Origin of the sequence: Marinobacter mobilis (assembly GCF_900106945.1) — a bacterium.
GTDB classification, from domain to species: domain Bacteria; phylum Pseudomonadota; class Gammaproteobacteria; order Pseudomonadales; family Oleiphilaceae; genus Marinobacter; species Marinobacter mobilis.
Genome location: NZ_FNNE01000012.1, coordinates 1 through 21780, shown reverse-complemented (window position 1 = coordinate 21780; position 21780 = coordinate 1). Strand labels below are relative to the sequence as shown.

Below are 21780 nucleotides of genomic sequence, written 5' to 3'. Positions count from 1 at the left end.
AAAGTATTATGTTAGTTAACTTCCTTATTGCCGGAACCCAGAAAGGCGGAACATCAGCTCTGGACGCCTACCTAAGGGAACACCCTCAAATATGCATGGCCGATAAGAAAGAAGTTCACTTTTTCGATAACGAAAAATATTTTTCGTCGCTTAAGCCCAACTACGATAAATACCATTCGGCGTTCACCCCAAACGCATTGCACAAGGTGATTGGAGAAGCCACGCCAATCTATATGTATTGGGATGATGCTCCAAAAAGAATCTGGGAATATAACCCAGACATGAAAATTATCCTTAGCCTTCGAAATCCAGTAGAAAGAGCATATTCGCACTGGAATATGGAGGTCTCTCGCAACCAAGAAAACCTCTCCTTCATGGATGCGATCAATCAAGAAGCGTCACGCGCGACAGAAGCCCTCCCATACCAGCACAGGGTATACTCATACGTCGACCGGGGGTTTTATTCTCATCAACTGAGACGATTATGGCGTTATTTCCCGAAAGAAAATACGCTTATACTCCGTCAGGAAGACCTTAGATTGAATCCAAATGAGACGTTACGTAAGGTTTCCGAATTTCTCGGCCTAAACGATTTCCCGTTCGTTCGAGCCAAAAAAATCCATGAAATTCAATATAAGAACGAGATCTCAAAGCTAGAAAAAAAGATGCTTATTAATATTTTCAAAAATGAAATATTGGAAATAGAACGATTGCTCGGGTGGGATTGCAAAGATTGGAGCGAGCTTTGATTTTTTTCTTTCTTAAATTGGAAAAACACTAACAGCCTGATAATTCTATGAAGCTAAAACTCTCAGATGCAACGCCTTGGCCACTGCTTCTTGGCGCGAAGTTTCTTCAGGTTCACCCAGTTGGTACGATCTTCGCAATTTTACTAGCCTTACCAGGACAGGTTGCGCTTATAGTATCTTTTCTGCTCCCGTTGAAAATTGTGATGCTGATGGGAAGCGATGGTGTTCCACGCTTTATCCCCGAAATAGTTGCCGATGTCGATAAAAAGGCACTTATAGGCGCCCTTGCCAGTTTAAGTGTGGCCGCCTTCTTATTCCACCAACTCACAAACAAAGCCATTGATAAGATTGCACGTTCAGGGGTGATCAGAATTCAAAAAAGGCACCAAAAGCTGCATCTGTTTGAAGGACAGGAAGAATTAGCTCGCAATGCCTATACACGCTACATAGACTCCATAGCTAGCATTAACTTCATAATTTTGGGAGTGGCAGTACTATTTATAATATATCAGGAAGTTGCCTTCACCTTGCTTCTATACGTTTCCACCGTAACTATCGGGGCCATGCTTTTATATAAACGAAAAGGGTTAGACGCTAAGAAACTAGCCAAAATGCTACCACCCAAACTTCCCTTGCTTTCCGGAACAGGGTTCTTGGTTATTTTTTCCGCTGTGCTTCTCGACTATATTTTCTTTTCGGTTCCTCAAAGCTTCATTATCTTGCTAATTTCAATCATTCTAAGCCGACAACTATTGGTAAGATCAAGCTCGCTCACCAAGAACCTGTTTTTCTTCAGGCTACAAAAAGACCGGCTGAAAGCCTTCCTTTTTCACAAATCTGTATTCACCCCAGAACAAAACACTGGCGACTCTGAAATTTTCGATTTCCTGAATCCGGAAACGCCTTTACATAAACAACTGCAGCACCTCCTTCAATCGGTGTTTAATAGCAAAGATGAAGGTACTCAGGCAAAGCTCGCATGGCGCGATACAGGCTTGTCAGGTATTACGATATTGTCCGCCAGATTCCAGGAGCCTAAAGCTGAATATCTGATAAAGATCTTTAACATCAACAAAAAAAATGAAGCCAACCTCGAAGCCACTCTGCTTAACGACGCTTCCGGACAGCTACCCTGCCCTGAATTTCTGGCAGACAGCATGATAGGTCAGCACCCTATCCATGTATTTGATATAACCGGATATAGCTTCACCAAAACAGACCTTGACTCGAATGCCAAAGACGTTCTTACTCAGGCATTAAGCGTAGTTCCAATTCCTCCAAAATTACGGTCGCGATATCTGAGATCCCACCGCATGCTGTGGGATCGCCTTTCAGAATCCGAAATCCACGCACTCAAAGCGGTATCAAATAACACTGACGATATAGAAACTTGCCTAACCCACATCAATCAATTGAAAGAAAAACTGAAGAAACTCCCTCTCTGCTTGACCAATCCTCAGCTTGGGAATGACCGTCTGTACGTGACAAATCCGGCCGGAAATATCGAATTCCTGCATTGGGGACGCTGGCAGATTGAACCATACGGAGCCAGTTTTTCAAAAGAATTGATAGACAACTATAAGGCCGCGCCCACCAGCTACCCTCTTTCAGCCAATCAACCCCAATCTTCAGGTTTGGATCAGTCCCCGAGTCCGATTCTTGCTTATCTCGTCTACCAACTATTGCTCCGGATCAGGCAGAGATTTTATGGTAAGGCGATCAACACCCTAAGAGAACTAAATAAAAGGCTTTCCGAGACTTAGCACAAGTCAGGTTTACCCCATACATGAACACTACTTCTCATAGTATCCTTTATCAAACATGTACTTGTGCTTGCTGTATATGGAGTTCCTCATTTCTTCAGTAAGCACTTGCTCTATACCAGATTCTGGCCTGCTGCTATTCCGCTTTGGAAACGAAAGTTCTGCATCAACTTTTAAATATGGCTGTACTGCATCGATAAACTCTTCCTCGAGATTTTCGAATCGGACAAGGTGTAAATTTTCTGGGACTTCGCCATTGATCAGGAAAAACTTTTCCTGTGGATGATCAATTCGGTGGTAGCCAGCATGGTTGATAAATGTCTGAAAGTCACCCATCGCCATCTCAGCCAATTCCAATTGGCCATTACCACGGCGCTGCTCCTGCACAATTGGCTTTCTCAGGTGGTTATAAAATGAATACTCCAACGTGTAGGGGTGGCGGATCACCGCGATAATTTTTTTAAAGCTTTTGATATCCTTAGGCGTAAAGGACCCCAAATAATCCAACGCCTCAGCAAGAGTACAATGACGTTGAATCCCTTCTTTACAAATAACGCCCTCTATCCCCTTCCGCTCACATTCTTTTAGAGCCGTCTTGTGGCAATTGTAAACGGTGCCAGAGAGGTTCCTAAGCAAAAACTCCGAACAACTCATACCGCCCGTTTTACCTATGTGAATAAAAAGAACGTCATCATTAAAAATCATAATTATCCAAGCAGCCTGTATAAATTTAAATTATAGTAAGATATTCTGGAACTATCGAAGCATTAAAAATTAATACTGCCCTCTTTGGCAAAAAACCTCGACAACTTCATTACGCTGAATAGAAAGCTCGCTGGCCAACCGTTGATTGCTATCGTCAAAAGCCTGGAGAAATGCCTTACATTGAGCTTCCGTGGCCAATTCAGGTTTTCCCGGCCAACGATTAGAAATCACTCCTCTTATCTTTCGGAGTAAACGAGGGTTGATCGCAAAAGAAAACAATCTGGCCACCCGATTAAAAGCTCTCATTAAGCCAACACCTGTGTTGCTTAACGAAAGATTTTCTTCGGCTGGAAAAACAAACCCTTCCTTTTTCATATTAAGCAAGCACAAAAAATCAACCACGACATCTCCATCCTTAAGATGTTTCCTGTCGAATACTCTGACTGAAATGTTGTTTTTTCCTAGCTGATCTGCCCAGTTTTTATAAATGGAATAAAAATCATAATAATATGGAGGTCTTTCGGGGTTTACGATTGGAAATTTAAACCTTTTATAATTTCCAGCTTTCAGCGAAGTCGAATATAAACTCAATGCAAGTTTATCCTGCTGCCTTATGTATAAAACCACTTGTATTTTATCGAAAAGGCCTTCAAGCAATTTCTTTAATCGCGAAAATTCTTCAGGGTTATGAACTCGTGGATGCAACCATTCATTTGAAATAATTACTGTAGATGCTTCTGAAGCGAGAACTTCCCGCTCAAACTCTACTTTCAGTTTCCTTCTAAACTCTTCAATAGAAGTGCCATTGGGCAAAAAACGAGCGAGATTCTTGTCTTCGTTACATGAGTAGATCGCCGCTCGTGTATGGTTTTTTCCGCCCAAGCTTTTTGGGTACAAGACGCCATGCTCCTCGAGTAGAAAGCGACGATTCTCGAAAAAAAAGTTTTGTATCGATGTACTTCCAGTTTTTTCACAACCAATATGTAAAATCAGACTTCGCATGCTTAAACTCTCAGCTCCCGCAAGTCCAGTTCATCACCAAGACGCTCATAGATTCGGTAGAACTCCGCCACAATTTCTTGAGACGAATACTCTTTTCTGCGGCCAATCGTTACCAAGTTCTGATCATCGATAGAACATTTGACCCCCTTGTGACTACTCAACGAACCCGCTGGTAACCCCATCGCGGGATTAGCGAGTGGAACAAACTGGTTAAGCAGTTCCCTATCTTTCGGTCGAAACCAAGTGCTTTTTCGACCAATTTTAGCCTGCTTAAGAATCCGTTCAGCGTATTTTCTGATCAGAAACATATTTGGGTGGTTGAAGGTAAAGAACATACGACTTTTCTTGAAATTCTTCTCGATTAAGTCCGAGACTTTGACATCAACCTTGCTCTCGCGCTCTCTTAACTGGTTAAAGGATGCCTGAATTTCGGGGAGATAACGCCTATTGAATTCCGGATCTTCAAGCCTCCTAGCCGCTTCTTCTACTGATATTCCTTCTTGCCAGGCCCCAAGAACCGTCCGATTGTGGTAGTCCCCCATTGGCCCCCGCAAAGGCCCCCTTTCTGGAATACGGATATAGAACCAGTCAGGGGTATAGCCCGTAAAATAGAGGTTAACGATTGATAAAACTTTCTCGCCATACAGGGAGTTCAAAAAACTGGTGCGCACAAACTCACAAGGGTAAGAGTCCATAACCAATTGCGACACAATTAGATCTGCAGCTTCAAAATGTGACCGGTATTCGTCGAATTGTTCCGATTTCAGTAAGTGAACAATAGCGATAGCAGTAACTTCAACAGATCTATTCAGCGACTCAATAATTTTGGCCAAGGGTCTAGCCTGACAGTTTCCCACTACCACAACTTTAATCTTTGACATGAGATACCTTTCACCCGAAGTTTTTTCGTCAGCGGCCGGATTTCATAAAGTACCTTGCAGCGGCAACCTAAACTCCAGAAAATTCATCGAGTTTTTCGTTCACTGCCTGGTACAACGCCATATCATATGCATTCCCGCCAACCACTTCTGGCAGGACCGGCGATAGTTCTGCGATCGCTTGACGATATTTATCAACTACGGAACTCTTATTGTTCACGTTTTGCTTTTCGTAGCTAAAGTCGACGTCTGGAAAATATTGAGCTAGCTGCCCGGCGATATATGTGAAACTCTCGTCAAACCGCTCAACGGTTCCAACCAGCGCTTCTTGAGAGGCTATCCTCCGCAGGGCACGGTTGAAAATTGTCAAGTCAACTCTTTCGGCCGGTTTTAGGTTACGGCGCCTACCGATATAGGCCGTCTGATAGTTAAAAATCACCTTGGGAGCTTCCGGGGTCATTCTCCACTTCACATAGTCTTCCAGCGATAGTTTCGCTGCCATTTCGGCCCCTTTCGTACCCCTCTTCTGCTTCCGCTCAAAGTTATACACCGACAACACCCGATCAATCGGGTTGCGCACGAAATACACGGGAATGCATTTAATTTCATCCGACTCCGGTAAGGGATTACACAGGTGGTGACTGGAAATCGCCTTCAGATTCGGATTATCTAAAATAAACTGTTTGAGGTACTCGGCCCCACCCTGGCGCATATCTTTATCATCACGATGATCACAAAAGTCCTTGCCGAAGGCCTTTTCGAGCGCGTAATCGAAAGTGGTACCGGCATTTTTAAAAATATGGCCGTGGGTAATGACGTAACGCATAAGTCTTTAAATCTCGGTAAGAATTAGTTTAGGAAATCTCGCTCAATAACCCGCTGAACCTGGGTCTGGCTAAAATGGGCTTCAATATAGTCCCCATAGCCACTCAGATACTTGCCACACGCAGCGTCACTCTCATAGAGGTCTAGGATCTGCATGGCCATTGCATCCGGTTCATCGGCAATTGCCATCACCTTATCGGCATCAGGTAAGCCCTCTGCGCCGATTGAGGTAGTGGAGATAGGAAGCCCGGCCTGCAGTGCTTCAAGGATTTTCCCTTTTACGCCAGCGCCAAACCGCAATGGGACAACGCAAAGCTTCACCTTACGATACAAAGCGGCCAGATCATCATCCGAAAGAAAGCCGTGAACCTTGATGTGGCTGTTGGCCAGTGAGCGTATGGTATCAGGAACATTAGAACCCACCACGTGCAGCGTGATGTTCGGGTTTCGGTTTCGCAAGGTTGGAAAGACTTCCTTGGCAAACCACGTTACCGCGTCTGCATTAGGCGGATGCCCAAAGCCTCCGACAAACAGCAACCCCTCTCGCTCTGAGTGACAATAGGCGTCAGGCTCTGGTTTCTTCAGGAGGTATAGGGGGATAGCTGAGACGTCCGTTTGGGGGGACACCTTGCGCACTTCCTCTACCTCAACCACCGAGGGATAGTAGACCTTGTCCACCTTACCAAAGATGGACAGCTCCCGACGCTTCCAATCATCGGCATCGGCCAGCACACTTTCATTGCCAAGAAGACTCGCCTCCCGGGTAGTACGCAGGTAGTGCAGATCATGCCCGAAATAGATCAACTTCGGTCTCGGCTGCAAGTTCGTCAAATGGTCTATAAAGTCTTCAGTCACGTGAGGGCGATGCAGGTATACCACATCAATAAAGCGACTGTTCTCACTGAACCAGTGCTTCCAGGTCCTGGCGTATTTTTCACCGTACAGTACTTCTACGCCCAGTTGCTGTAGATCCCGGGTATACGGCTCATGGGGGAAAAAGTTTGCTGGCACAAACTTAACGTTAAGACCTGCCGCCACCATAGATTTAACATACAAGTAAGTAGACCGAGAGCCGGCATCCTTGTCGTAGAACGGAACGTAATGGTCGACGAATACGACTGTCTTTTTGCGAACGGAACGTTCCCGCGCCTGGAACACATTAACCGCATTCGGGAAGTGGTCCTCATCCAGGACCTCCCGCCACTTGTCCCGGAAGACTTGCTGGTTGATCGCCTGATGCTTCTTGATGCCACTGCCAACATCCGTGCCGTTACTAACCCCCTCGAAATGTACCACTTCCGATGCGGGTTGATAGACAACCTTAAGCCCCCGATCTCGCATCAGGAAAGCCAAGTCAGTATCTTCATAGTACGCCGGGCAGAAACGTTCATCGAACCCCCCCAGTTCGTCCCAGACCGCCTTGGCGAACAGAATACAGGCTCCGGAGATGTAGTCGGTCTCCCGAACGTAGTTGAATTCCGGCAACTCCGGGCTTTGCCCACGGCCGTAGTTCCAGCCAGAACCATCCTGCCAGACAATACCTCCAGCCTCCTGCAGCACCCCATCCTCAAACAGCAATTTGGGGCCCACCATGCCGACGTCCGTATGCCCTTGAATGACCTCAAGCAACGCGGTAAGCCAGCCCTTCTGGACATTGGTGTCATTATTGAGCAAAACCACATAGTCGCCCCGGGCATAGGTGACAGCGTGATTACAGTTCTTCAGGAAGCCAAAATTCTGTTCCCCTCGGGCAACCGTGATATTGCTGATCCGGGATTCAATACTTCCCGTAATATCGGTTGAGCAGTCGTCAGCAACGATCACCTCATAGGCCACACCTTCGGTATGGGCCAGGACTGATTTCAGGCAGGACAACGTTGTGCGGTACTGGTTATAGACCGGTATTACAATGGAGACTTGCACAGAATCAAATCGCGGGAACTCCAGCTCTGACTCTTCAACCATTTCGGATTCCGGAAAAATCACCGGGCGACGTCGGGCCTTGTGCTCGGACGGAAAGCGCGCAGACACCCAGTTCTGAGCCGTGCCGGAATCTGAAAGAAACACTGTTTGGAACAGCTTCTTAAGGCGATAAAGGCTTACAAGGCGAAGGCTGGAATACGGATGATTCAGCACATATTTCGCGATTCTGGCAATCATGCGCAGCCGACTCGTCGGCCCGTCTACGAGATCCTCGCTCCCCACTCCCTTGTTGGAAAGATACAGATCACTCTCCTCGACCAATTGGCGATAGCAGGTTTTTCCGCGAGGCTGCAGTCGAAGCAGTAGGTACAGATTTTCCAGGAGGAAAAATAGACGCCCGAGCACCGAACGATTGAATGCACTCAGTCGACCGTAGATGCTGGTCAAAGTCTTCTCAGAAGCATTGCGATGATTCGCACATTCTGCCTCCATAGTAGAAAGCTTCAACTCTTGAGCCGCTATCTGCTCGCGGCTTCGATCCAATTCAGCGCTTAATTCCCTGGCAGCCTGCTCTAGGCAATCTGCGTGTTCGGCAAGGGCAGCATATTGACCGAAATGAGCGTAGAAGCTCTGCCACTTCTGACTCGCCACCACTTCAGAAACTACGCTCCCGTGAGATGCGGACAAAACCAAAAACTGCTCATAGACACCACTGACAAACGCCGGAACAACATCGTTACGGTCATGTGCGGAGTCATACTTGCTGTGACGAAGATCAGCAGAGAGAAACTCATTCAGATAAGCCTTGTAACCAGCCGAACTTTCGTCCGGGTGCTTGAGCCCGAGGGCGGAAGCAACCCGTTCAAGCTCTTTACGAGGAGCAGCCATAAAGTGATCGTAATCGACCACAACCGATGGTCTATTGCCAACGTGTATCAAGGAATTGCAGCTGTGTTGCATCCACAGGCAAAAAGATTTTTCCCGCACAAACCCGTTTCGCCGGGACAACGAATCAGCGACGCTTCGAGGATTCCGAACCGTAATGAGATAACGATCATCCAGATTAAGCTCTGCAAACACTGACTGCCAGAAAGGCAAAAGGTTAACGGTGCGCGGGTCCTTAAAGGCAAAGGTATCAACATTCGCAAACCGTTCCTCAAGCAGAGCAACAGCATCACGACGTTCCTCCGCCAAGAGATCTGACATTAGCGATTCCGTGGAGATCTGGGCCAGCCCATCCCAGCTGGACCCCAGTTTTTCCAGAATGCGCTCGTTAATCCGGTAGGCACCCAAATCCTCCCAGAATCCCTTTTCATTATCTCCTTCCACCGCCGGCATTAGATTCGTGCCAAGGTCGGCGCCCAACTCCTGGAGACCACGAGTGATGGCGCTTGTGCCACTTCGGTGCATACCCAAGACAACAATGACACGTTTCATGGGTACGTTTTTCATTCGTTGCTCAGACAAAGAGATCCCCTGCAATTCTCAGTTCAGACAAGGTGGCGGCTGCCTGATCTTTCCCAGACAACTGAATATCGCTATGCTCGGGCCACTCGACCCCAACGTCCACGTCATCCCAGCGCAGGCTCCGCTCATGCTCAGGCGACCAGTAAGCATCCACCTTGTACTGCACCTCAGCCAGATCACTGATGACCAGAAACGCATGTCCAAATCCGGCCGGCACCCAAAGTTGCTTTTTATTCTCGGCACTGAGAACGATACCGAACCATCGACCAAAGGTAGGAGAGCTTGTTCTCAGGTCAACAGCGACATCAAACACTTCTCCAACACTGGCCCGTACCAGCTTCCCTTGTGCAGCCTCTCCAGTCTGGAAATGAATGCCCCGCAACACGCCCTTGGCTGAACGAGAGTGGTTATCCTGAACAAAAGTCACTTCACGGCCGACAGCGCTGGCAAATTTTCGATGGTTAAAACTCTCGGAAAACCAGCCACGCTCATCACCATAGGCCGGCGGTTCAATCACGATCACCCCATCAAGGGGAGTAGTTAATACGTTCATCGAGCAACCCTTAACTAATTATTTCTGAATTCGACCCAATCCCTAAGCGTCAACTGCAAAGCATCGCGCCAATCAGGCAACTCCAATCCAAGCGCCTGTTCAACACGCCTCACGCTCAAACGGGAATTCAATGGCCTGGGTGCAGGAGCCGGGTAGTCTGCAGTAGGTATAGGACTGACTTTGTCCGAAGACATACTCAACGGGACACCAAAGTCACAGGCACCACCGATAATCGCCTTCGAAAAATCACACCACGTTGTTTCACCGCGGCAGGTCAGGTGATAAACGCCATCAAGCGCTTTTGCGCCCCTCAGCTTGTCTCTCAAGGCGACCGCGGTGACCTCCGCGATCAGCCAAGCCGGGGTGGGTGTGCCCCACTGATCCGACACCACGCTTAGTTGGTCTCGTTCCCTGGCCAGCCTCAACATAGTAAGCATGAAATTGTGGCCCCGGGCTCCGTACACCCAGGAGGTGCGGAATATGATCGCATCAACACCCGCATCTAGGACCGCCTGATCACCCGCCAATTTGGTTTTACCGTAAACCGACAAAGGCCCGGTTAATGCATTCTCTGCCCAAGGCTGATCCCCGCTGCCGTCATACACATAGTCGGTAGAGTAATGAATCAGCAGGGCCCCGTTTGCCCTTGCCCAGGCAGCGAGCTGTGCCGGCAACTTCGCGTTCATGGCGTGGGCCGCATCCGGGTTTGACTCGGCCTGGTCCACCGAAGTATAAGCAGCAGCATTGACAATACACCGGGGCCGGAACTTTTCCAGCAACCCGGCAACATCCTCTGCATTGGACAAATCACCATCTTCTCTGGTCAGACCTTTGACGGGCCCCAGAGGCGCCAATGTTTTGAGCAGCGCGTAGCCAACTTGCCCATCACTACCGGTAACCAGAATCATGAAGGGGATGCCTCCTTACCAAAAGCGGAATTTACTGACTGCTGAAATTTCGGAATGAAGGGATAGCAGTGTTGGAGTGGCCGGATTATCCCAGATCACCAGTCCAATGTCACAAGCCGGCCTGACAGCACTAACCTGTTTCTGGCGCCTATACCCGCCAAATGCGCCAGCCGTGGCGGGAGAAGAATGTCCAGGCAGAGCGAACAAACCAGCCACGATGCTGCCAGCTCTTCTGGCCGGCACCGCCCCCCGCATGAAGAATGCGAACGGACGGTTCGTAAAGATGGGCCCAGCCGTGCTCCACGCCCCTCAGTGCCACATCGAAGTCTTCAAAATACATAAAAAAGCGTTCATCAAAGCCATTGAGGGTCTTCCAATAGTCATAACGCGCCATCAGGAAGCAGCCACTACACAGTTCGACGCCTAAGCGGGCGGCGGCAAGAGAGGTATCGCGGTATTCGTATCGTTCATTTAGGTGCCGAAACGCCGCAATTCGCATCAATGGAGACAACAGGCGCGCCGCGAGGACAGCCAGGGAGGGATACCGTTTATGGCCGGGCGTATCAACCTCGCCGTCGCGGTCAAGAACCCGTGGGCAAACCAGCCCCACCTGAGGATCGGATCGAAGATGCGCCAGAGCTATGGCTATCGCGTCCGGCTCTGGCCAGACATCCGGGTTAAGTACGAGGATGGCCGTCTTCCCCGGGTCCAGGGCTTTATCAGTAAAAACCCGGTTTCTAAGTACAAGATTGTTGGTGCCTCCGTAGCCCAGGTTTGGCTGTTGAAGCAACAGTCTGTAAGGCCAGGAGAATACCCCCTGAACCAAGTTTGTGGACTCAATTTCATCCAGCTTGCCAGGGCCGTTATAGGACAACCACAATTCACAGGAAGTCAGCTCTTCCCGGCTATCGGCTACATCGAGACTGCGAGATAATGCAACCAGGCTCGAACGCAAAACGTCCGCCTCCCAGTTATAGACGACAATAGAAATAATCAGCTTCATCGAAACATCAGGACGTGAGCCGGTGAATAACAGCGCCACCCTGCTGGCCGGATGGGTTGCGACCACTGTGCTGACTCGTGTCGGTGATTTTCCGGCACCAGATCAGGTCTTCTAACTCATGGTTTGGCTGATAGCCGGTCGGGGCTTCCAGCATGAGTTCGACAAGACGCCCACAATCAAACTGATCCGCAGCCCGTCTCATCTGCTCAAGGAGCAGCTCCAGCCTTGACCATTCCAAGGAGGCTTCGCGTGCCATCATGATGCGCGGGTGCGCCGTTCCTCGAGGGTCATTGCCTATCAGCAGCTCCTCATAGAGCTTCTCTCCCGGTCTCAGGCCTGTGTACCGAATGCTGATATCCCCCGAACCATCTTCTTCCCTGAATTCTTCCAAGCCCATCAGGTGGATCATTTTTCTGGCAAGATCGGCAATTTTTACCGGCTCGCCCATATCCAATACGAAGACTTCGCCACCTTGCCCCATTGCACCCGCCTGCAGAACGAGCTGGCCGGCCTCGGGAATGGTCATGAAGTAGCGGATGATATCCGGATGGGTGACAGTCACCGGGCCACCATCGCGAATTTGGTCCCGAAACAAGGGAACCACCGAGCCTGAAGACCCAAGCACATTACCAAAACGAACCATGCTAAAGCAGGTGGCGGACTGGTCCGCACTTAATCCCTGCAAAACCAGCTCCGCAAGCCGTTTACTGGCGCCCATAACATTTGTCGGGCGTACCGCTTTATCGGTCGATACCAATACGTAGCGCTCAATACCCGCTGCGATGGCCGCCTGGGCGCTATAAAGTGTACCAAACACATTATTGCGAATACCCTCAATCAGATTGTGTTCTACCAGTGGCACGTGTTTATAAGCGGCAGCATGATAAACAATCTGCACTCCCAGCGTTCTCATGATAGCTTCACAACGGCGGCGATCTGTCACAGAGCCCAGCAGCGCATGAATGTCTACCCTCAAATCACCCATAACGCTGACCGAGCTGAGTTCGCGCTCAATAGAGTAGAGCCCGAATTCCGATATATCCAGAAGCACCAATGCCTTGGGTCGGTGACTTATAATCTGACGGCACAATTCAGACCCAATGGAGCCGCCGGCACCTGTCACCATAACCACCTTGCCGGACAAACACTCGTCGACCAACTTACGTCGTGGTGGCACAGGAGCTCGCCCCAACAGGTCTTCGATATCCAGATCACGGACGTCGTTGATCCGCGCTTTACCGGTGACAAGCTCAGCCACCGAGGGCACAGTTTGTACAGCCACAGATAACTTTTCGAGTCGTTCAATGAGATTCCTGCGCCGGGGCGCACTGGCATCTTCAAGCGCTAACAGTACACGGCTGGCGCCATGATTCTTAACCGCTTTTTCAACATGCGACAGGCTATAGACCGGTAAACCATTGATCAGGGAGCGGTGCTTGGCGTCGTCCATGGAAATGAAGGCAACCGGTCGGCACTCTATACCCTGTCCCAGCGCAGACGCCAGTTGCATACCTCGCGGCCCTGCACCAACAATAATCACGAACTCCTTGAGTTTTTTACCGGGATGCTGAATGAGTGCGCGGACACCGAAACGGGTACCCGCCACGAGGATGAAGGCCAGGGCTCCATAGATCACCGGCACCGAACGGGGGACCATCGCCTGAAACAGAAACCCGAAGATCATAAATGCCACAGCGGAAACGGCCACGCCGCTAATAATCATGAACAAAGCACGTTCACTGATATAACGAATCACAGCCCGGTACAATCCGATCCTTACAAACACCGCCAGAGTGACCAGAATGGTGCCACCAAAGACCCACAACTGGCGCGAATCGGGGACCCACTGCAAATTTTCAAACCGAAGCGCAAAGGAAACCCACAAGGCAAGTGCGAGAAACACTGTATCAGCCGCTACCGAAATGACCCTTTTATAGAAGCGGGGCAAGTCCAGGAATGTTTGCAGCATGCGATTTCGTGTAGCGTCCATTCAGCTATTCACAATATTAAGGGTAATAAGAAGTAGCACTAAACCAGTATCTCTTGCCCCATTCATGAGGCGGGATACGACAATCATCAAAAGCGGCTTAAACTTATCAAAAAATGGCATTAAACACCCATTAAATCCCGCTCAGGTCCTGATAGCGGACATCACCAGACCGGAACAACCAGGCCAGGCAGGCTAGCGGAAGGTAGGCAATAACAAGACCAATAACGCTTGGCAACCAGCCCCACGACACCAATAGCGCCAAGGGCAACAACCACACCACATTAATTACACCAACCGCCAGAGTCACCGCCCGATGGCTTCGGAAGCGGCGGGATGCGTACTGATACCCATGGCTGCGGTGAGCTTGGTGTGGCGGATACCCGGCCAGCACTCGCCTTACCAAGGTCACGGTCGCATCTACAATAAAGACGCCCAACAGGATCAGCCACGCCCAAAATAGGGGCGGAGCCTGAACTGTGGCATACAACGAAAGCCCGCCCAAAGTCATTCCCGCAAATCCACTACCAACATCACCCATAAAAATCCGGGCCGGCGGCAGGTTCCACACAAGAAAACCGGCCATCGCCCCGCCGAACAACAACGGCAGCAATGCTCCGCTGGCCAATCCCGCCGACCAACTAACCAGTGCGCCAGAGAGGCAAACAGTGACCGCTTCTACGCCCGCAAGTCCGTCAATTCCGTCCATGAAGTTGTAGAGATTTAGCATCCACACCAGATAAAGGCAGAAAAACAGCCACAGCGCGGTGCCCGAGAAAATGACGCTGTCCCCAAACACAATCGGGGGCAGATCCCCCAGCGAAACAAGAAACCAGCCGCTAGCTAGAAAATGCCCGGCCAGCCGCCATTTTGCCGGTATGTGGCCATGATCATCCAGAAACCCAAGTAATGCGACACCAGCGCCAGCACCACCCAGCCCGAATACGACGTCACTACCCAAAGCACCCATGGCCCAGCCGGCCATCAAAGCCGCTTCGAAAGCAATGACTACCGCGAGCCCCCCCCCTCTCGGCGTAGGAACTGCATGGGAACTTCGTTGATTGGGCACATCCATCAACTCACGGGCCACCGCGTAGCTCCGAAGCCATCCGGTACCAACCAATGCCATGACAAATACCGTCAGCACGAACACCCAAACCACCACTGGCTCACCCATCAATTTCTAACCCATCACCCGAACCCCGGCTGCCCCGCTTTTCTGCCAGAAACTCCACCGCGGTGTCTCTCAACGCGGCATCTACAGCTACGGGCGGCGCCCATCCCAACTGGTCGCAGGTATCCGATATATCTACCAGCAGGGAACCACAGAGTCTGTTGGTTAAGTCTTCGCGTCCCACAAGCCTCAAGCCCCACCGCAATATTTTCTCTGGTACCGATAGCAGCCGTGCGGGGTGACCCAAAGCGCCCCCAAGCCGACGCAACAGATCCGGCGTTGACAGATCATCGCCATCACTGACCATAAACACACGATTCCCCGCGGCGGGATGAACAAGGCACACACGGATCAAATCCACAAGATTGTCGACTGCAACAAGGCTACGGTGATTATTGACCCGTGCCAATGGCAAGGGAATGCCCCGCACGAGCCACACCATCAAGCGGCGGAAATTCGCCCCCACTCCGGGACCATAGACCAGCACCGGACGAATAATCGTCACCTCCATGCCTGTTTCCAGCGCCAGTTGCCGCAGTCCGTCCTCAGCCTCCCGTTTGGATATGCCGTAAGCATCGGAGGGGGCTGGCGTATCAGAGGCGGTAAACGGTCGCCCAGGAGGCGTGCCTTCTCCGTTTACTTTCACAGAACTGAGAAAAATAAAACGGCGTACGCCCGCCTCGGCAGCTTGCCGGGCCAGGGCCAATGTCCCCTCGGTGTTCACCCGACGAAACTCCGCCAAGGGATCAACCACTGAATCATTCATCACATGGACCCGGGCCGCCGTATGCACCACCACGTCAACATCGGGTAAGCAGTGGCGCCAATCAGCCCCCGGAGAAAGATCCGGCGACCGAAATACTTCCTGGGCGTCTGGGCAGGCCCGTTCCTGTCTGGATGCGGCACGGACGCAAATGCCATCGACAGCTACCAGGCTGCGCACGAGTGCCCACCCGATAAAACCGGAGCTTCCGGTGACCAGAACCCGCCGATCCAACACTCAGGGACCTCCCCCACTCAAAGCTTTACGCTCACAGGCCGCGATCAGCTAGTTGCCGGAGGTACTCCCCATAGCTGTTCTTTTTCAGCAACTCCGCCTGCTGCAACAGCGCCTCTCGATCAATGTACCCCATCCGGTAAGCCACTTCTTCCAGACAGGCCACTTTCAGGCCCTGGCGTTTCTCCAGGGTTTCAATAAATCCTGAAGCCTCGTGCAGGGAGTCATAGGTTCCGGTATCCAGCCAGGCGTAGCCACGCCCCAGCAGTTCAACATTCAGGTCTCCACGTTCCAGGTAGGCCTGATTGACCGAGGTAATTTCAAGCTCACCGCGAGCGGACGGTTGCACAGACTTAGCGATATCCACCACGTCATTGTCATAAAAATACAGACCTGTCACGGCATAATTCGATTTTGGATTTTCCGGCTTTTCTTCAATCGAGACCGCGCGCTGTTTTTCATCAAACGCCACCACGCCAAACCGCTCCGGATCCGTTACCCGATAGCCAAATACGGTAGCCCCGCTTTCGCGGGCAGCGGCCGACTGCAATAACTGACTGAACCCCTGGCCGTAGTAAATGTTATCGCCCAGCACCAGACAAACCTTATCCTGACCGATGAACTCCTCGCCAATAATGAACGCCTGGGCCAAACCATCCGGACTGGGTTGCACCGCGTAACTTAGATTGATACCAAACTGGCTACCGTCCTCAAGCAGGCGCTGAAACCCATCCTGATCCTCTGGCGTGGTTATAATCAGTACATCACGAATACCTGCCAGCATGAGTACAGACAACGGATAGTAGATCATCGGTTTGTCATACACAGGCAGTAGCTGCTTGGAGATTCCCCGGGTGATCGGGTACAAGCGGGTGCCTGAGCCCCCGGCGAGGATAATACCTTTCATTCGGATACTCCCAGTCGTTCACGCTGATAGCTGCCATCCTGCACGCGACGACACCAGTCCAGATTGCCGAGATACCACTGCACAGTCTTCCGAATACCAGATTCAAAGGTTTCATCCGGCGTCCAGCCCAACTCCCGCTGGATCTTGCTGGCATCAATGGCGTAGCGGAGGTCATGTCCCGGCCTATCTGCCACATGGGTAATCAAATCTCGATAGTTTCGGCCTGCAGGCGCGAGCTCCGTCAGAAGGTCGCAGAGAGTATGCACCACCTCAATGTTCTGCTTTTCATTATGGCCACCAATGTTGTAGGTCTCGCCAATAACGCCTTCGGTGACGACTTTGTATAATGCACGGGCATGGTCATCCACATATAGCCAATCCCGCACCTGATCTCCCTTGCCATAAACCGGCAGAGGCTTTCCTTCCAAGGCATTCAAGATCATCAACGGAATCAGCTTTTCCGGGAAGTGGTAAGGCCCATAGTTGTTGGAACAGTTGGTCACCAGCACTGGTAGCCCGTAGGTTCGGTACCAAGCCCGCACCAAATGGTCTGAGCTGGCCTTGCTGGCCGAATAGGGAGAACTGGGAGCATAGGACGTCTGTTCAGTAAAAAGATCTTCCGGCCCTTCCAGATCACCATACACTTCATCAGTGGATATATGATGAAAACGGAAAGCGCCCTTCCGGTCACCGGCCAACCCGTTCCAGTAATGCCTGGCCACCTCTAGCAGAGTGTAGGTGCCGACTATGTTGGTCTCGATAAACGCCGCAGGTCCGTCGATCGATCGATCCACATGACTCTCAGCCGCCAGGTGCATCACCGCATCTGGCTGGTGCGTTTCAAACACTCGTTCCAGTTCGGCTCGGTCGCAGATATCCACCTGCTCAAAGGTGTAGCGGTTGCTACCACTTTCCTTTACCAAACTTTCAAGGTTGCCGGCATAGGTCAGCTTATCCAGGTTAACCACGCTGTCGCCGGTGTTGCCAATTATGTGCCGCACTACGGCTGAACCGATAAAACCGGCGCCACCGGTCACAAGTAACTTCATATCAAATCGCCTTACAATCCCATTCCGGGTAATTCTCGCGGATAAACCTGTTCAGATTCCGCTCGGCTTCAGTGTAGTCACGTGCCAATATGCCACCAGCATCATCAAGTTGTCCCTCTACCATTCCGGCAGCTACCGTCACGTTGGTCATCCGGTCAATCAGGATAAAACTCCCTGTGCCCGGGTGGCGCTGGTAATCCTCCACGACGACCGGCTCCGATAGCTCAACATCGCACACACCAATGGCGTTCAGTTCAAGTTTGTTCACCCCATCAGCATTGCGAGCCAAGGTGTTCACATCCACCTCTTCCAGAACTCGGTTCACGTAGCAACTGGTCACCCGGGTGCCGATCTTGATGCCATATTCACGACCCGGCTGCAGCGCCTTTTCATTCATCCACACCATGTGTGCAGAGAATCGATTCCCCATCTTCGGCCGACTGTTGGCATGCACCAGCAGATCACCGCGGGAAATATCGACCTCATCTTCCAAGGTCAACGTGACCGCGTCCCCGGGCCAGGCCCGGTCGATTTCTCCTTCGTAGGTATGAATAGCCTTCACCCGGGAAGACTTTCCGGACGGCAATACCGCCACCTCGTCCCCTTTGTGCACCACACCGCTGGCGAGAGTTCCGCAGTATCCGCGGAAGTCCAGGTTCGGGCGATTAACATATTGCACAGGGAAACGCAGGTCGGTCACGTTCCGGTCTTCAAGGAGCTCCACTTGCTCCAGAATGTTCATCAGGGTTTCGCCGTGGTACCAAGGCGTCTGCTGGCTGCGGTTCACCACGTTATCGCCATTCAGGGCTGAGATGGGTACGTAATAGACGTCTTTCAGACCCAACTGAGCGGCAAGCTTCTGGTACTCATCACGGATGCTGTTGAAAACATCCTCCGAGAAATCGACCAGGTCCATCTTGTTGATCGCCACCACGACATGCTTCAGCCCCAGCAGGCTGACAATAAAGCTGTGGCGGCGGGATTGGGTCAGAACGCCTTTCCGTGCGTCGATCATCACCACCGCCAGGTCGCAGGTGGAAGCGCCTGTTGCCATGTTGCGAGTGTATTGTTCGTGGCCTGGACAATCAGCGATGATGAACTTGCGCTTGTCCGTGGAGAAATACCGGTAGGCCACATCAATGGTGATACCCTGCTCACGCTCAGAAGCCAAACCGTCCACCAGCAATGCCAGATCCAGCGCTTCACCTGCATTACCCTGGCGCTCATTGTCTTTATGCAGGGCCGCCAAGTGATCTTCAAAGATCAGCTTTGAGTCGAACAACAAGCGTCCAATCAGCGTGGACTTACCGTCATCGACGCTGCCGCAGGTCAGGAAGCGCAACAGATCTTTGTTTTCGTGCTGATCCAGGTACGCGAGAATATCGGATTCAATCAGTTCAGATGCGTGTGACATTAGAAGTACCCCTCTCGCTTCTTTTGCTCCATGGACGCCGCTGAATCGTGGTCAATCACTCGTCCCTGTCGTTCTGATGTAGTGGTCAGCAACATCTCCTGAATAATCTCCGGCAAAGTCGCAGCCGTTGATTCAACGGCCCCCGTCAGCGGGTAGCAGCCCAGTGTACGAAAACGCACCATCTTCTTTTCCGGCGTCTCGCCGGGCTCCAGCGGCATGCGGTCGTCATCGACCATGATCAGGGTGCCGTCCCGCTCCACCACCGGTCGCTCGGCGGCAAGGTAAAGCGGAACAATGTCGATATTTTCCAGATAGATATACTGCCAGATATCCAACTCGGTCCAGTTGGAAAGCGGGAAAACGCGAATGCTCTCGCCCTTGTTCACCTTGCCGTTATACAGGTTCCACAATTCCGGACGCTGGTTCTTGGGATCCCAGCGATGGAATTTGTCCCTGAACGAATAGACACGTTCCTTGGCGCGGGATTTTTCTTCATCTCGGCGGGCACCGCCAAAGGCAGCGTCAAACCCGTACTTGTCCAAGGCTTGCTTGAGCGCTTGGGTTTTCATCACATCGGTATGCTTGGCGCTGCCATGAGTAAACGGTCCAATGCCCTGCTCAACCCCTTCCTGATTGGTGTGCACAATCAGCTTCAATCCAAGCTTTTCCGCCATTTTGTCGCGGAACTCAATCATCTCCCGGAACTTCCAGGTGGTATCCACGTGCATCAGGGGGAATGGCGGCTTACCCGGGGCAAAAGCCTTCATGGCCAGATGCAGCATGACAGCGGAATCCTTGCCAATAGAATAGAGCATGACCGGGTTTTCAAACTCAGCCGCCACTTCGCGAATGATATGGATAGACTCCGCTTCAAGCTGTTTGAGGTGGGTTTTCTTCGGAGGGGTTAAGGTCATGGTAATCCGCTAGCTCCAGAACTTGGTCATTACATTTAAAAATTCATCCAGCTGCCCTGTTGGCAGCGAGTTAATTCCGGCTGCCGCCTTGCGGCCACCTCCTGTCGGGAACCGCCGCGCCAGCTCATCTGCACCGGTGCGGTTGTTCAAAGGCGCCCGAATACTCACCAAGTATGTGCCATCGAGTTTCGCCGTAACAATCGCACAGGCATTATCCGGATTGCGGTTGGCCAATTCATTGCCCAAAACGCCGCTAACTCGGCGAGCCCAGGGCTCATCAGGAAGCCGCACAACCAGGGAGGACGGACTCTCGGCCAGCAGTGGGGCTGCCAAACCTCGAGCCATATCCTCCTCATATCCGGCGCGAAGCGCCTTCCACGCAGGTGGCTCGGATGCAATCAGCGCCAACGGGTCCTCAAACTTCGCAAACTCCCGGTACAGATCCGCCGGATGAAAATGCAAATCCTCGACCGTGGCGCCGTAGCCGTTGTAGTTAATACACACACCCAGGGCTTTCAGAGATTCAGCCTGCACCGTGGACAACCCGGCTTTGGTAGCCAAGTCCTCAGCAACTGCGTTCAAATTGTCACCAAAGGCGGCAGTAATGGCCCAGTTGTGAAACTGACCAGATAGATATTGGTCAACCAACAGGCTGGTGCAGGTCGTAGGCTGGGTATCGATCAGTGCGGTAAAACTGTCATGATCTGGCAACGACTCGCCTGGAAAGTGATGATCCACATAGAACACACGGCTGCCGGATGACAGCAGCGCATCGACGGCATCCCGGTTCTTGTCCAGGCTGATGTCCAGTATGTTTACCTGTACAGGCTTCGCCGCGGGAACCCGTTTCACCAGTTCGATGTCGCGCTTTACGCCTGTAATCAAGGTACTTTCAATAGGATTGGCCAAGCGCAATTGAATCAAGGCGCACACACCGTCGGCGTCGCCATTAAAGACATCGTAGGTTTTCATAGGGATCCAGCATGGTGAGACTCTATTCGTGGTGAAGGTTACCACAGTAACGGGCGGCGATCATGCTGTGCCTACTGGAGCTGTGCAGCCCCCCCCTACAATCGGACCACTGCAAAAACCCCTGTTTTGGATGCTGAGCCTACCCCCGAACTAGGTCCACCCAGAGCTAGAGAAGGCCCGGCTCCTTGACGATCTATGACTCAATGTACCGTGTTTTCCACATGTCGCTCTCGGCTTAGCTCATCATAGACCGGATGTAGTGGCTCAATGATTCCGGACACCAACGAAGGTGGTAAGATCGCCGCCATAAACGAGGTGTCTGATGACCAGAAAGCGACGTTCCTTCACTCCTGAATTCAAGCAGGAAGCAGCCAGCCTGGTGCTGGATCAAGGTTACACCATTGCCCAGGCGAGTACGTCCCTGGGCGTGGGTGAAAGCGCCCTCCGGCGATGGGTGCAACAGCTAACGGATGAACGCGAAGGGATCACCCCGAAGGGCAAGGCCCTAACCCCGGAGCAACGCCGTATCCAAGAGCTGGAAGCCCGCTGTAATCGGCTGGAACGGGAGAAGGACATATTAAAAAAGGCTA

The 21780-nt window shown here is 51.4% G+C and carries 19 protein-coding genes; 3 read left to right on the top strand and 16 right to left on the bottom strand.

The genetic code is table 11. The features are described from left to right. The first annotated feature begins 8 nt into the window (after positions 1-8). The gene (locus BLV11_RS16695; protein ID WP_091817099.1) at positions 9-749 is read left to right on the top strand and encodes a sulfotransferase domain-containing protein; all 741 of its coding nucleotides are present in this window, start codon (positions 9-11) and stop codon (positions 747-749) included. Between the two features lie 47 nt (positions 750-796). Further along, positions 797-2512 (top strand): hypothetical protein, encoded by a 1716-nt coding sequence (locus BLV11_RS16690; RefSeq protein WP_091817095.1) that lies wholly within the window; start codon positions 797-799, stop codon positions 2510-2512. Positions 2513-2542: 30 nt separating this feature from the next. On the opposite strand, the gene BLV11_RS16685 is transcribed toward BLV11_RS16690, so the two are convergent. From BLV11_RS16685 to BLV11_RS16610, 16 genes are all read right to left on the bottom strand, one after another. After that, positions 2543-3217 carry a sulfotransferase family 2 domain-containing protein gene (locus tag BLV11_RS16685; RefSeq protein WP_091817092.1) on the bottom strand — a complete coding sequence of 225 codons (675 nt, stop codon included), beginning with the start codon at positions 3215-3217 and terminating at the stop codon, positions 2543-2545. A 69-nt stretch (positions 3218-3286) separates the two neighbouring features. Then, positions 3287-4219, bottom strand: a complete 933-nt coding sequence (locus BLV11_RS16680) for a hypothetical protein (RefSeq protein ID WP_091817089.1) — start codon at positions 4217-4219, stop codon at positions 3287-3289. A 2-nt stretch (positions 4220-4221) separates the two neighbouring features. Beyond that, positions 4222-5100 carry a WcbI family polysaccharide biosynthesis putative acetyltransferase gene (locus tag BLV11_RS16675; protein ID WP_091817086.1) on the bottom strand — a complete coding sequence of 293 codons (879 nt, stop codon included), beginning with the start codon at positions 5098-5100 and terminating at the stop codon, positions 4222-4224. A gap of 67 nt (positions 5101-5167) precedes the next feature. Continuing rightward, complete coding sequence (locus BLV11_RS16670; RefSeq protein WP_091817083.1) at positions 5168-5923, bottom strand: sulfotransferase family 2 domain-containing protein; 756 nt, start codon at positions 5921-5923, stop codon at positions 5168-5170. Positions 5924-5946: 23 nt separating this feature from the next. Beyond that, positions 5947-9297 carry a glycosyltransferase gene (locus tag BLV11_RS16665; RefSeq protein WP_091817080.1) on the bottom strand — a complete coding sequence of 1117 codons (3351 nt, stop codon included), beginning with the start codon at positions 9295-9297 and terminating at the stop codon, positions 5947-5949. A gap of 7 nt (positions 9298-9304) precedes the next feature. Then, positions 9305-9865 (bottom strand): dTDP-4-dehydrorhamnose 3,5-epimerase, encoded by a 561-nt coding sequence (gene rfbC / locus BLV11_RS16660; RefSeq protein ID WP_091817077.1) that lies wholly within the window; start codon positions 9863-9865, stop codon positions 9305-9307. A 14-nt stretch (positions 9866-9879) separates the two neighbouring features. Then, a complete protein-coding gene (gene rfbD / locus BLV11_RS16655; RefSeq protein ID WP_091817072.1) occupies positions 9880-10773 on the bottom strand; it encodes a dTDP-4-dehydrorhamnose reductase in 894 nt (297 codons plus the stop codon). A gap of 148 nt (positions 10774-10921) precedes the next feature. After that, entirely contained in the window at positions 10922-11776 is an 855-nt protein-coding gene (locus BLV11_RS16650; protein ID WP_091817068.1) for a glycosyltransferase family protein, read from the bottom strand. A 7-nt stretch (positions 11777-11783) separates the two neighbouring features. Beyond that, on the bottom strand, positions 11784-13745 hold the full coding sequence (locus tag BLV11_RS16645; RefSeq protein WP_091817065.1) for a polysaccharide biosynthesis protein: 1962 nt from the start codon (positions 13743-13745) through the stop codon (positions 11784-11786). A gap of 151 nt (positions 13746-13896) precedes the next feature. After that, positions 13897-14940: an MraY family glycosyltransferase gene (locus BLV11_RS16640; protein ID WP_091817062.1), complete on the bottom strand. Its 1044-nt coding sequence runs from the start codon at positions 14938-14940 to the stop codon at positions 13897-13899. Further along, positions 14933-15937, bottom strand: coding sequence for a UDP-glucose 4-epimerase family protein (locus BLV11_RS16635; RefSeq protein WP_217634588.1), 1005 nt, complete (start codon positions 15935-15937; stop codon positions 14933-14935). The genes BLV11_RS16640 and BLV11_RS16635 overlap by 8 nt, the downstream gene beginning before the upstream one ends. A gap of 31 nt (positions 15938-15968) precedes the next feature. After that, positions 15969-16841, bottom strand: a complete 873-nt coding sequence (rfbA, locus tag BLV11_RS16630; protein ID WP_091817054.1) for a glucose-1-phosphate thymidylyltransferase RfbA — start codon at positions 16839-16841, stop codon at positions 15969-15971. Next, on the bottom strand, positions 16838-17890 hold the full coding sequence (gene rfbB / locus BLV11_RS16625; protein WP_091817052.1) for a dTDP-glucose 4,6-dehydratase: 1053 nt from the start codon (positions 17888-17890) through the stop codon (positions 16838-16840). The genes rfbA and rfbB overlap by 4 nt, the downstream gene beginning before the upstream one ends. Position 17891: 1 nt before the next feature. Continuing rightward, positions 17892-19304, bottom strand: coding sequence for a sulfate adenylyltransferase subunit CysN (gene cysN / locus BLV11_RS16620; RefSeq protein ID WP_091817049.1), 1413 nt, complete (start codon positions 19302-19304; stop codon positions 17892-17894). Further along, the gene (cysD, locus tag BLV11_RS16615; RefSeq protein WP_091817043.1) at positions 19304-20218 is read right to left on the bottom strand and encodes a sulfate adenylyltransferase subunit CysD; all 915 of its coding nucleotides are present in this window, start codon (positions 20216-20218) and stop codon (positions 19304-19306) included. Before cysD ends, cysN begins: the two co-directional genes overlap by 1 nt. A 9-nt stretch (positions 20219-20227) precedes the next feature. After that, positions 20228-21190 (bottom strand): DHH family phosphoesterase, encoded by a 963-nt coding sequence (locus BLV11_RS16610; protein WP_091817040.1) that lies wholly within the window; start codon positions 21188-21190, stop codon positions 20228-20230. Between the two features lie 322 nt (positions 21191-21512). On the opposite strand from BLV11_RS16610, the gene BLV11_RS16605 reads away from it, so the two are divergent. Next, on the top strand, positions 21513-21780 hold a 268-nt coding region (locus BLV11_RS16605), incomplete at its 3' end, for a transposase (protein WP_139173249.1).

What these genes read in the sequence shown, in the direction of transcription:
- BLV11_RS16695 (WP_091817099.1), top strand. Translation starts at nt 9, where the DNA reads ATGTTAGTTAACTTCCTTATTGCCGGAACCCAGAAAGGCGGAACATCA.
- BLV11_RS16690 (WP_091817095.1), top strand. Translation starts at nt 797, where the DNA reads ATGAAGCTAAAACTCTCAGATGCAACGCCTTGGCCACTGCTTCTTGGC.
- BLV11_RS16685 (WP_091817092.1), bottom strand. Translation starts at nt 3,217, where the DNA reads ATGATTTTTAATGATGACGTTCTTTTTATTCACATAGGTAAAACGGGC.
- BLV11_RS16680 (WP_091817089.1), bottom strand. Translation starts at nt 4,219, where the DNA reads ATGCGAAGTCTGATTTTACATATTGGTTGTGAAAAAACTGGAAGTACA.
- BLV11_RS16675 (WP_091817086.1), bottom strand. Translation starts at nt 5,100, where the DNA reads ATGTCAAAGATTAAAGTTGTGGTAGTGGGAAACTGTCAGGCTAGACCC.
- BLV11_RS16670 (WP_091817083.1), bottom strand. Translation starts at nt 5,923, where the DNA reads ATGCGTTACGTCATTACCCACGGCCATATTTTTAAAAATGCCGGTACC.
- BLV11_RS16665 (WP_091817080.1), bottom strand. Translation starts at nt 9,297, where the DNA reads ATGAAAAACGTACCCATGAAACGTGTCATTGTTGTCTTGGGTATGCAC.
- rfbC (WP_091817077.1), bottom strand. Translation starts at nt 9,865, where the DNA reads ATGAACGTATTAACTACTCCCCTTGATGGGGTGATCGTGATTGAACCG.
- rfbD (WP_091817072.1), bottom strand. Translation starts at nt 10,773, where the DNA reads ATGATTCTGGTTACCGGTAGTGATGGGCAAGTTGGCTACGCGCTGCTC.
- BLV11_RS16650 (WP_091817068.1), bottom strand. Translation starts at nt 11,776, where the DNA reads ATGAAGCTGATTATTTCTATTGTCGTCTATAACTGGGAGGCGGACGTT.
- BLV11_RS16645 (WP_091817065.1), bottom strand. Translation starts at nt 13,745, where the DNA reads ATGCTGCAAACATTCCTGGACTTGCCCCGCTTCTATAAAAGGGTCATT.
- BLV11_RS16640 (WP_091817062.1), bottom strand. Translation starts at nt 14,940, where the DNA reads ATGGGTGAGCCAGTGGTGGTTTGGGTGTTCGTGCTGACGGTATTTGTC.
- rfbA (WP_091817054.1), bottom strand. Translation starts at nt 16,841, where the DNA reads ATGAAAGGTATTATCCTCGCCGGGGGCTCAGGCACCCGCTTGTACCCG.
- rfbB (WP_091817052.1), bottom strand. Translation starts at nt 17,890, where the DNA reads ATGAAGTTACTTGTGACCGGTGGCGCCGGTTTTATCGGTTCAGCCGTA.
- cysN (WP_091817049.1), bottom strand. Translation starts at nt 19,304, where the DNA reads ATGTCACACGCATCTGAACTGATTGAATCCGATATTCTCGCGTACCTG.
- cysD (WP_091817043.1), bottom strand. Translation starts at nt 20,218, where the DNA reads ATGACCTTAACCCCTCCGAAGAAAACCCACCTCAAACAGCTTGAAGCG.
- BLV11_RS16610 (WP_091817040.1), bottom strand. Translation starts at nt 21,190, where the DNA reads ATGAAAACCTACGATGTCTTTAATGGCGACGCCGACGGTGTGTGCGCC.